Annotated in this window: 11 protein-coding genes and 2 pseudogenes; 8 read left to right on the forward strand and 5 right to left on the reverse strand. The window is 50.9% G+C overall.

What is annotated here, in order from left to right; translation table 11 throughout:
* From Q7V06_RS10000 to thiI, 5 genes and pseudogenes are all read left to right on the forward strand, one after another.
* Positions 1–130, forward strand: a pseudogene (locus Q7V06_RS10000) (IS630 family transposase); the annotation flags it as partial.
* 36 nt (positions 131–166) lie between these two features.
* Positions 167–841: a cytochrome c biogenesis CcdA family protein gene (locus Q7V06_RS10005; RefSeq protein WP_304841086.1), complete on the forward strand. Its 675-nt coding sequence runs from the start codon at positions 167–169 to the stop codon at positions 839–841.
* 190 nt (positions 842–1,031) lie between these two features.
* A pseudogene (gene pscS / locus Q7V06_RS10010) lies at positions 1,032–2,395 on the forward strand (O-phospho-L-seryl-tRNA:Cys-tRNA synthase).
* 10 nt (positions 2,396–2,405) lie between these two features.
* Complete coding sequence (locus Q7V06_RS10015) at positions 2,406–3,707, forward strand: O-acetylhomoserine aminocarboxypropyltransferase/cysteine synthase family protein (protein ID WP_304841087.1); 1,302 nt, start codon at positions 2,406–2,408, stop codon at positions 3,705–3,707.
* 55 nt (positions 3,708–3,762) lie between these two features.
* Positions 3,763–4,869, forward strand: coding sequence for a tRNA uracil 4-sulfurtransferase ThiI (gene thiI / locus Q7V06_RS10020; protein ID WP_304841088.1), 1,107 nt, complete (start codon positions 3,763–3,765; stop codon positions 4,867–4,869).
* A 113-nt stretch (positions 4,870–4,982) separates the two neighbouring features.
* On the opposite strand, the gene Q7V06_RS10025 is transcribed toward thiI, so the two are convergent.
* The 3 genes from Q7V06_RS10025 to Q7V06_RS10035 all read right to left on the reverse strand — a co-directional run bounded on the left by Q7V06_RS10025 (position 4,983) and on the right by Q7V06_RS10035 (position 6,578).
* Entirely contained in the window at positions 4,983–5,219 is a 237-nt protein-coding gene (locus Q7V06_RS10025; protein ID WP_370650846.1) for an HTH domain-containing protein, read from the reverse strand.
* Between the two features lie 152 nt (positions 5,220–5,371).
* Positions 5,372–6,205, reverse strand: coding sequence for an ATP-binding protein (locus Q7V06_RS10030; RefSeq protein WP_304841089.1), 834 nt, complete (start codon positions 6,203–6,205; stop codon positions 5,372–5,374).
* Positions 6,206–6,218: 13 nt separating this feature from the next.
* A complete protein-coding gene (locus Q7V06_RS10035; RefSeq protein WP_304841090.1) occupies positions 6,219–6,578 on the reverse strand; it encodes a helix-turn-helix domain-containing protein in 360 nt (119 codons plus the stop codon).
* Between the two features lie 85 nt (positions 6,579–6,663).
* Here Q7V06_RS10035 and hcp point away from each other — a divergent pair, with 85 nt between their 5' ends.
* From hcp to Q7V06_RS10050, 3 genes are read left to right on the forward strand one after another with little or no spacing between them, the layout of a single operon-like run.
* Positions 6,664–8,280 (forward strand): hydroxylamine reductase, encoded by a 1,617-nt coding sequence (hcp, locus tag Q7V06_RS10040; RefSeq protein ID WP_304841096.1) that lies wholly within the window; start codon positions 6,664–6,666, stop codon positions 8,278–8,280.
* 51 nt (positions 8,281–8,331) lie between these two features.
* Positions 8,332–8,697, forward strand: a complete 366-nt coding sequence (locus tag Q7V06_RS10045) for a cupin domain-containing protein (RefSeq protein ID WP_304841091.1) — start codon at positions 8,332–8,334, stop codon at positions 8,695–8,697.
* Positions 8,698–8,714: 17 nt separating this feature from the next.
* Entirely contained in the window at positions 8,715–8,936 is a 222-nt protein-coding gene (locus tag Q7V06_RS10050) for a ferredoxin (protein ID WP_304841092.1), read from the forward strand.
* Between the two features lie 97 nt (positions 8,937–9,033).
* Here Q7V06_RS10050 and fdhD read toward each other — a convergent pair whose 3' ends face one another.
* Together fdhD and Q7V06_RS10060 are read right to left on the reverse strand one after the other, a co-directional pair.
* Complete coding sequence (fdhD, locus tag Q7V06_RS10055; RefSeq protein WP_304841093.1) at positions 9,034–9,807, reverse strand: formate dehydrogenase accessory sulfurtransferase FdhD; 774 nt, start codon at positions 9,805–9,807, stop codon at positions 9,034–9,036.
* The coding region (locus Q7V06_RS10060; protein ID WP_304841094.1) for an aminotransferase class V-fold PLP-dependent enzyme at positions 9,804–10,792 on the reverse strand (989 nt) is incomplete at its 5' end. The genes Q7V06_RS10060 and fdhD, both read right to left, overlap by 4 nt.

Consider the following 10,792-nt stretch of genomic DNA (forward strand, 5'->3'; position numbering starts at 1 on the left):
GGTTGTCCAGAGAGAGGTTAAAGCATGGGAAGAATCCCGAAATAACAAAGATAGTCGGATAAATTGGCAGTTCACGACTGAGGATGCACGAGTGAAGCTATCTCGCCTTTACCCGACTTTTGAAGTTTGACGTGACACTAGCTGGGATCATCGGAGATCTCTCTTCATGATAACCTATGAGACGATTATCTTCTCATTCCTCGCAGGGATCTATACTCCCCTTGGTGCAGTCTGTGTTCTTCCTCTATACCCCGGCTACCTCGCATACCTTGCCTCATGTAACGAAAGTGAGATGACAGATTCCCCTCTTCGCCTGGGGCTTCTCGTCACCGCCGGTGTGATCGGATCGATGCTCCTCTTTGGCCTTCTCACTATCATTATCTTCAGCACATCCATATCCGCAGCTATCAGAACAATCTCCCCTGTCATATACACCCTTCTTGCCCTGCTGGGTGCTGCGATGATCCTTGGTCTGGATCCGGGTCGTCTCTTTCCCGGCATACAGATACCAGGAGTGCGGTCACAGATAGGATCAGCCCTCCTCTACGGCGGGTTCTTCGGGCTTGTTGCACTCCCCTGCAACCCTGCCGGTCTTCTCATGGTCTTTGCCCTCCAGGCAACCATACCAGAAGCAGCAGCCAGTCTTGGGCATTTCATCATCTTTGGAATCGGGATGGCAACACCACTTCTCCTTCTCTCTATCCTGTCTGAAGAGAAAGTCACCATGACGCTTCAGATTCTGACCAGGTACCAGAAGGCCATACAAAAAGGGGCGGGTATCGTTATCCTTGTCATAGCTCTCTACTATCTGATTCTTACCTTGTATCCAGGCTTCTTGTAACAAAAAGTGACACAGGGATATCTCCCTCACCCTCTACAACACCCGATAAATCGGTAAATATCGCCGCTTGAAGAAGATATAAATATAAACCAGTCCACCTATAGTAGACATTCACAATTGTGAATTACCGCTGGATTTCATATGAGGATACAGGTGAGTTCAAGTCTCATACCATTCACAGGGAGGGATCATGAGTATCAGAGTACAGAAGCTATTTGAGGCGATCTTCACCCTTGAAGATATGCGGGAGATCTATCGCGGATCGATTCCCACAGGTCTTAACAAGGTGGAAGAGACGGCATTTGATGAGAAGATCGCAGAACTGAAGGCGATCATCTCGGACCTGGAGGGAGATACCGGCACAGCACGTATCACAAAGATTGCCGACAGTATTCCCATCCGATCACGGGAAGAGGATTTCATCAACATCCAGCCGATTCAGGCTGCAGGACGACTGAATCCGGAGGCAAGGAAAGCAATAGCCGCCTATGGTGACGGATACTCGACCTGTGACGCCTGCCGAAAACCCTTCCGTCTCGACAAGATCACAAAGCCCGGTATTGCAGAGTTTCATGCCGATCTTGCAGAGTTTGTGCATATGGATGTCGCCCGGGTCGTACCAGGTGCACGCCGGGGATTCCAGGCAGTGACACAGAGTCTTGTCGAAAAAGGGGATAGTGTCATCGTCTCGGCTCTTGCTCACTACACCGAGTTCCTAGCAGTCGAAGGTGCCGGAGGGATCGTAAAGGAGGTCCCCCTCAATGAAAAGAACCTCATCACCCCTGAAGCTACCGCAACAAAGATCGAAGAGGTGCTCGAAGAGACAGGGAAGACTCCCGCCCTTGTGATGATGGATCACGTCGACTACCAGAACGCAAATGTCCACGACATCAGCGGCATTGCCAAAATTGCCCACCAGTACGACATCCCTATCCTCTGCAACGGTGCCTACACCGTAGGCATCATGCCAGTTGATGGGAAGGCACTCGGCGTCGACTTCGTCGTCGGCTCCGGCCACAAGAGTATGGCATCGGTTGCACCGTCCGGATTACTGGCGATGACCAACGAATGGGCCGGAAAAGTGCTGAATACCACAGCAATGATCGGGGATCTGACGAAGAGGAAGTTTGGGATCAAAGAGGTCCAGATGCTCGGGTGCACCCTGATGGGGGGACGCTCCTCTCGATGATGGCGTCCTTCCCGGCAGTGAAGGAACGGACACTCCACTGGGATGAAGAGGTGAAACGATCGAACTACTTCATCGATAAACTCCTCTCGATCTCCGGGAGTCGGGTTCTCTCCGAGTACCCAAGAAAGCACACCCTCACAAAAGTGGATACCACAGGAAGCTTTGACGTCATCGCAAAGACCCATAAACGCCGGGGATTCTTCCTCAGTGATGAGCTGTCATCACGGGGTATCATCGGTGAATTTGCAGGTGCTACACGTACCTGGAAACTGAACACCTACGGGCTCAGCGAGAAGCAGGTACAGTACCTTGCAAATGCATTCATCGAGATTGCAGAGAGATACGAATTACCAATACCAGAATGAGACGATCATCATGACAGAGAAACCATATCGATTAGGAACACTGGCACTCCATGCAGGACAGGTGCCGGATCCGACTACGGGATCACGAACCGTTCCGCTCTACCAAACGACATCATATGTCTTCAAAAATACCGAACATGCAGCAAACCTCTTCGGGCTCAAAGAGCTTGGGAACATCTATACCAGGCTGATGAACCCGACGACCGATGTCTTTGAGAAGAGGGTTGCAGCCATAGAAGGGGGTACAGCAGCACTCGCTTTCGCCTCAGGAATGGCTGCAATAACAAATGCACTCCTTACAATCACACAACCGGGGGATGAGATCGTCTCCGGAGACAACCTCTATGGCGGTACCTACCAGCTCTTCAACTATACTTTCCCAAAATTTGGAAGGAAGGTCATATTTGTCGATTCGACTGACCCGGAGGCATTTAAACGTGCGATAACGGATAAGACCCGTGCAATCTATGCAGAGACGATCGGAAACCCAAAGCTTGACATCCCTGACTTTGATGCACTGGCCACAATTGCACATGAACATGAGATACCGTTTGTCGTTGACAACACAACAGCAGTCGGCATTATCCGCCCGATAGAGTATGGTGCGGATGTCGTTGTCCTCTCTGCAACGAAGTACATCGGTGGCCATGGAAATTCCCTCGGAGGAGTCGTTGTCGATTCGGGGAGGTTCGACTGGAGCCGGGGGAAGTTCCCGGAGTTTACAGAGCCTGATCCGAGCTACCATGGGGTACAGTACTGGAATGTCTTCGGAGACTTCCCCGGAATGGGTAATGTAGCACTCGCCTTCAAACTGCGGCTTCAGCTTCTGAGAGATGCCGGGGCAACACTCTCGCCATTCAATGCATGGCTCTTCTTAATCGGCCTTGAGACACTTCACCTCAGGGTCGAACGACATGGGCAGAATGCACGGGCGGTCGCAGAGTTCTTAAGCACCCATCCAAAAGTTGCCTGGGTGAACTATCCCGGGCTTCCCGGTCATGAGAGTCATGAAAAAGCAAAGAAGTATGCAGAGGGGCGTTTTGGACCTCTCGTAGGATTTGGGGTGAAGGGAGGAGTGAAATCTGGAAAGACCGTCATTGAGTCGCTTCAGCTCTTCTCGCACCTTGCAAACATCGGAGATTCAAAGAGTCTTGTCATTCATCCGGCAACAACAACCCACCAGCAGCTCACCGAGGAAGAGCAGCTGACAACCGGTGTCACGCCAGACTACATCCGGCTTGCTATTGGGACTGAAGATAGCGAAGATATCATCGCGGATCTGTTGCAGGCACTTGATCAGGTCACTCTATGACCGGATCGAATAGTATCACCATCATCCCTTTTTTTTACGTTTCTCTGGTGACAGAATGACAACACTATGGCTTATCCGCTATTCAGAAATCTTCCTCAAATCTGATCCGGTCAGGAGACACTGGGAAAATCTTCTGATCGCAAATATCAGAAGAGTACTGCCGGATTGTCATGTGAATCATGAACGGGGGAGGATATGGCTCTCTGGTGAAGTTGATCCGGAACAACTCTCAAGGGTCTTTGGAATCGTCTCGTTCTCGAAGATAGAGAAGGTAGCCTTGAATGATCTCAATGCCGGACTCCTGGCATTCTGTAGAGATATCGAACTTGGTAGAAGTCGTACATTTGCAATGCGGATTAAACGGGTCGGGAATCATTCTTTCAGTTCGCAGAAGATGGCAACCGATATGGGCAGTAACGTTCTTGAAGAATATCCGCACCTGACCGTTGACCTGAAGAACCCGGATAAAGAGATATTCATCGAGATTCGGGATGACCGGTGTTACCTGTACGATACCATTATAGAAGGACCAGGCGGTCTCCCGCTAGGATCTGCAGGATCCCTTGTTGCACTTGTGTCAGGAGGGATCGATTCGCCGGTTGCCGCATGGATGATGATGAAGCGTGGTTGCCGTATTATCCCGATCTACATCGCCATTGATGAATTTCTGGATGAGACAACGTTCACACGGGCAGAGAAGGTGATTGAGTCGCTCCGCCCATATCAGCCTGATATTGAGCTACGGGTCATCTCTGATGGTTATCTTGCATCTGCAAAGAAGGAACTGATCAAAGCAGGTCTTGAGAAGTACACCTGTATCTTCTGCAAAAGGAGGATGTACCGGATAGCAGAATTGGTCGCCACGAGTTGCGGAGCTGCCGGAATTGTAACAGGTGAATCTATTGGTCAGGTAGCATCCCAGACACTGGATAATCTCATCGTCCTCAATGATGCGGCGACGATCCCGGTACACCGCCCCCTCATCGGGTTTGATAAAGAGGAGATTGTGCGTCTTGCACAAAAGATCGGTACGTTTGTCCCATCAATAACCAGAACAACCGGATGTAAAGCAGTACCAAAAGGCCCTTCAACAAAGGCGGATCTTGAGAAGATCCTGGGGATTGAGCGTGAACTGAGAGCGTCAGAGATCCCGCTCCCCTGATCGAAGAGACTGAATAAGAGATCAGGAGGGATGAGCGAATTTCTAAAGAGTGGAGATCCACTCTCCATCCATGATTATAAGTGATTTTATGAGACTTTTTCATCTCCGAGTAATCATGCAGAGGTCATACCAATAACTGCATTATCCAACCCATAGAAGCTCTGCCGTGCATCGATGAAAGAATGACGCTCGATAATAACTCCTTCTTCCTTCAACCTCATCAAGGCAGATCTGACCGTCCTTGAAGAGAGAGAGGTCTCCATGATGAGCTCTTTCTGGGTCATCTGCCGTCCTGATTCAAGGATCTTATACAGAAGCTTTGCTGACGGCGGAAGGTGGCGTATATTTATTGCCTGATCCTTATCTATGCTGTTCTTCTCAACAAAAACGATCCCTCATAGTGGAACACCATACAAAGATAGGAGTTCACAATTGTTAATTATTTCGATCGACACCATCTGAACCATCTGAGGAAGGGGTTCGTTTTAAAAATGGAGGGAGATTACTTCACCCCACCCTGTATCGTGATCGTCTTCTCGGTGATCGGCACCTCAACCCCCGCCTCTTCAAGAGCCCGTTCAACAACATACCGCAGACCACTACAGCATGGAACCTCCATATGGGCGATGGTGATCGATCTGATCGTATGATACGTGAATATCTCCACCATATTCTGAACATACCCCTCAATATCAGCATCGAGCTTGGGGCAGAAGATGATCAGTACACGACCCTTTAAAAGATCAGCATGAAATCCTGCATAGGCGAAAGGAACACAGTCGGCAGAGACGAGGAGATCGGCGTCATCAAAGCAGGGTGCTGCGGGGTTGATGAGACGGAGCTGAACTGGCCATTGCCGAAGCTCTGAATGCACCTCTGCATCATCTGGGGAAGCCCCGGCATGATGACCCCGGCTGATGCTTCTGGCAGCAGCCCCTGGACAGCATTCAGATGAGGGGAGAGAGTGCGCCGGACCCCGTTCATGATAGGGTACCGGAATATCATGATCCTGAAGATATGTAACCGCCTGCTGGTAGAGATCCATCTGATCATGTGAATCAAGATGGGCAAGATGGGCTTTTATAACCTCTTCCCCCTGGGAGACGATCGTTCGCATCACCGCCCATTCGTCATAGGGTGCCGCATCACGTTCGATGATCGTAATTGCACCCTCCGGACAGGTGCCGATACAGGCGCCAAGACCGTCACAGAAGAGATCGCTGACAAGCCGTGCTTTTCCTTCGATGATCTGAAGAGCTCCTTCAGGGCAGTCGGGGATACATTCCCCACACCCGGTGCAGAGTTCTTTATTGATACTGATGATCTTTCGTTTCATGTTTTTGTATCTCCTATAAGATGCATTGCTTGCAGTCCTGTTCGCCGCAGGGGATATTATCGATCTTCCATTTCAATGCCCAGCGCTTGATATCCCGGATCACTTCAACGAGATCAAGACCGCTCGTTGTCAGGGAATAGTCTGAGCGGATCGGGAATACACCTGCATCCACCTTCCGGGTGACGATCCCTTCATCTTCTAATTCTTTCAGCCGTTCAGATAGAACTTTCGGAGTGATCCCATGCAATGCGATCCGCAACTCAGAGAACCGCCGGGTGTACCCATCTCCTTTGTACAACTCAAGGATGATTAAGAGCATCCATTTCTTTGAGAGGTACCTCACCGTCTGGTTGACCGTGCATCCTTCCTGCATAGTATAGTTTTGGAAACTCCCCGCTATTTATAATAGAGTATGTAATAGGTATCTTGTATCAAAAAGATAGCGAAGGAGATTGATGATGTTCTGTAACCAGTGTGAAGAGACGGTCAAAGGGATCGGATGTACGGTAAAGGGAGTCTGTGGAAAAGAAGATGAGATCGCGGTCTATCAGGATCTGCTCATCTACCTCTGCAAAGGGATCGCCATCCGTAACCTTGCAGCGATGAAGACAGGAGAGGATGATCCGAATGTCGGTTTATTCATTGCCGAAGCCCTCTTCTCGACTTTGACCAATGTCAACTTCGATGAAGTGAGATTTTCCGATCTGATTAAAAAAGCCATCACAATCCGTGATGCGCTCCCGGTGAGCGGGCCGGATGAGCCGGATGCCTGCACCTGGAGACCTGCATCTGAGCCCGATATCATCGGGAAGGGAAAGACGGTCGGCCTCCTTGCAACAGAGAATGAAGATGTCAGATCACTCCGTTCGACCCTCATATTCGGGATGAAAGGGATCGCTGCCTACTATACGCATGCAGAGATACTCGGAAAGACCGATGCCACAATTGAGTCATTCCTCCAGAAAGGGCTTGCATCGACCCTCCGGGATCTCTCTGTCGATGAGATGGTGGCACTCGTCCTTGAGTGCGGTGAGTATGGTGTGAAGGTCCTTGCACTCCTTGATGCGGCAAACACCGGGGCATATGGAAAGCCACAGATCACCAGTGTCAGGACCACGGTCGGTTCCCGCCCCGGCATCCTGATCACCGGCCATGACCTGAAAGATCTTGAAATGCTCCTTGAACAGTCAAAAGATACAGGGGTTGATATCTATACCCATGGCGAGATGCTCCCGGCACACGCCTACCCGGCATTCAAAAAATACCCGCACCTCTTTGGGAACTACGGAGGCTCCTGGCCTCACCAGAGAGAAGAGTTTGAGAGCTTCAACGGGCCTCTTCTCATCACCACAAACTGTATTGTCCCGCCAAAAGACTCGTACAAAGAGAGGATCTTCACCACCGGCCTCACCGGATATCCCGGTGTTACCCATATCGGAGCTGACGCAGATGGTACAAAGGACTTCTCAGCAGTCATTGCCGCCGCAAAGATCTCAAAACCCCCGCAGGCACTCGGACAGGGTGATGCGGATCTCATCACCGGTTGTGCCCATGACGCGGTACTTGCAATTGCAGGGACGGTTATTGATGCGGTGAAGAACGGCAGTATTAAGAAGTTTATCGTCATGGCAGGCTGTGATGGAAGGCATAAAGAGCGCGACTATTACACGAAGTTTGCAGAGGCGCTTCCAAAAGACACCGTCATCCTCACCGCAGGCTGTGCCAAGTACCGGTATAACAGCCTTGGACTCGGCACAATCGGCGGCATTCCCCGTGTGCTTGATGCAGGCCAGTGCAATGACTGCTACTCACTCGTCGTCATCGCCCAGGCACTTGCAGAAGCGTTTGGTGTCGGGATCAATGAGCTGCCGATCGCCTACAACATCGCATGGTATGAACAGAAGGCGTGCCTCGTCCTCCTCTCACTCCTCTCACTTGGAATAAAAGATATTACCCTCGGTCCAAAACTTCCGGCATTCGTCTCTCCGGCGGTGCTGGATGTCCTTGTGAAGAACTTCGACCTGAAGCCGAATACGACGGTCGAAGAGGATATGAAGAGAATTATCGGGGCTTAATCCCCATTTTATGATCAAAAAAGGTGCGGGATCACCTGCATGGAGGATTCTATGGTGGAATTTAAACTGGATAACCCGGATAAACACGACAAGAAGAGAGAGGAACTGAAAGGAAAGGTCATCACGCTTCCGGAACTTGTTGACTACAGAGAAGGCACTGTCGCAAGCCGGATGATCATCAGCAATAAAGCAGGGAGCATCACCATCTTTTCATTTGATGAGAATGAAGGCCTTTCCGAGCACACCGCACCGTATGATGCAGTAGTAACGATACTTGATGGCGAATGCGAAGTCTGGGTCGCAGGCCAGACTTTCGAGATGAAAAAGGGGCGGACCATCATCTTTCCGGCAAATGTTCCCCACGCACTCAGTGCCATCACAAAATTTAAAATGATGCTGGTCATGATACGAGGGTAAGCAATGGGTGATTTATTATGAAAGTCAGTATCGATCGTATGGCCTGTATCAGCTGCGGCTCCTGCTGGGATACCTGTCCGGACTTCTTCGAACAAAATCCTGATGATTCATTCAGCCAGATTATTGAGGAGTTCCGGCAAAACGGAATGATTGCAGAGGGAGAATCCCCTCAGGACCAGAACGATTGTATACTAGATGCAGCAGATCTCTGCCCGGTACAGATCATCAGTGTCGATTGAAAGCTGATATGCACCGGGACTAACCACTACCTCTCCCATCTGATTGAGAGATCCCATTTTTTTCTGAGATCCGGTACATTGAATCGAAATCATGGGATTACTCAGACAACACCGGGGCACCGGCAATCCGCTCTGCACCTGAATAGATATTCATCTTATTCGATCTGACAAATCCGATAAGCGTAAGATTCGCCTGCTCTGCTATCGCAACGGCAAGCGTCGTTGTAGCACCACGTGACGCAACGATCGGGATACCTGCAATAAGGCACTTCCTCGCCATCTCAGAGGATATCCTGCCAGAACAGACGACAAATGTCCTCGATAGATCGATGCCGGTCTCAAGAGCAAAACCGATCGCCCGGTCAAGGGCGTTATGGCGGCCGATATCCTCTATGATCCGGATCATCCCTCCCTCAGCATCGAAGAGCCCGACGATATGGATGCCCCCGGTCTCTTTATGAAGATCAGAGAGGAGGGCGGTCTTCATTGCCGACTGAATCACACCGGGTGAGATGATCAGGCCCGATGGAGCAGACGGCAGATGGGTTGAATCCAGAAACGAGCTCATTCCGCCGCAGCCGGAGAGGACGGTCTTCTTCGAGACGAGGATCTTAAAGGGGTTCTTTGTCAGGACACTCACCTTATGATCATCGATCCGGATCGACTCGATATCATCAAGTGACTGGATGATCCGCTCAGTATACAGAAATCCGATCACAAACTCCCGGAGCATCACCGGGCTTGTCATCGCCGTTAACGCATGGCGGCCGTTGACGACGACAGCAACCGGCACCTCCTCAATGACAGGGTGAAGTTCCTCGGAGAAGGTCTCATCCATGACACGGAGTATTGGCAGTTCTAAAAACATCATCTCACCATCCGTTCAATCTCTTCGATTGTCCGTAGAAGGAGATCGATCTCCTCATCGGTTGTGTAGATGTAGGTACTTGCCCTCACCGTCCCCTCCGGGAGGTTCAGATGCCCCATAAGGGGTTTGCAACAGTGATCTCCCGATCTCACCATGATTCCTGATGCTTCATCAAGGATATGTGCAACCTCATGAGGATGCATTCCTTCAACCGTAAAGGAGACGACCCCGATCCGATCTCCGGGGTTGTCAAGACCGGGTACCACAACTCCATCAATCCCTGAAAGCCCGTCAAGGAGCCGCCTGGTGAGCCGCTCCTCGTGCCGACGGACCTCCTTCATTCCGATCGATTCGAGGTATTTAACCGCACGTCCAAGGCCAATCATGCCGCCGATTGGAGGTGTTCCCCCCTCATACCGCCGGTAATCCTCTGCAAGTGTGTATTCGTCAAGGGATGCCGCATCTATCGATCCTCCCCCGATGAGGAGGGGCTCCGGAGTCATCTCCCGCATCCAGAGGATGCCCGTTCCGGTCGGCCCAAGCATCTTATGGCCTGAGAAGCAGAGATAGTCGCATCCGATCTCCTCAACATCTATTGGGATATGCGGAACGGACTGTGCACCATCGACGAGGAGTTCTGCACCGTGATCGTGGCAGATCCCGGCGATCTCTGAGATCGGCAGCAGGGTTCCAAGGACATTTGAGGCATGAGTCACCGCAACGAGGCGGGTCTCATCGGTGACTGCTTCTTCAAATGCTGCCGGATTCACCCATCCGCTCTCATCCGGCATGATGATATCAACGATGACACCGATTTCACGGAGCCGGAGCCATGGAAGGAGGTTTGAATGGTGTTCAAGGGCTGTTGTCACCACCCGATCCCCCTTCTTCCAGGGGAGGCCTGAGGCAACGATCCCGATCGCCTCGGTCGTGTTCTTCGTCATCACCGTGGTTCCGACACCACCTCCGATGAATGAAGCAATCGCAT

This window comes from Methanocalculus sp., assembly GCF_030651615.1.
Lineage (GTDB): Archaea > Halobacteriota > Methanomicrobia > Methanomicrobiales > Methanocorpusculaceae > Methanocalculus.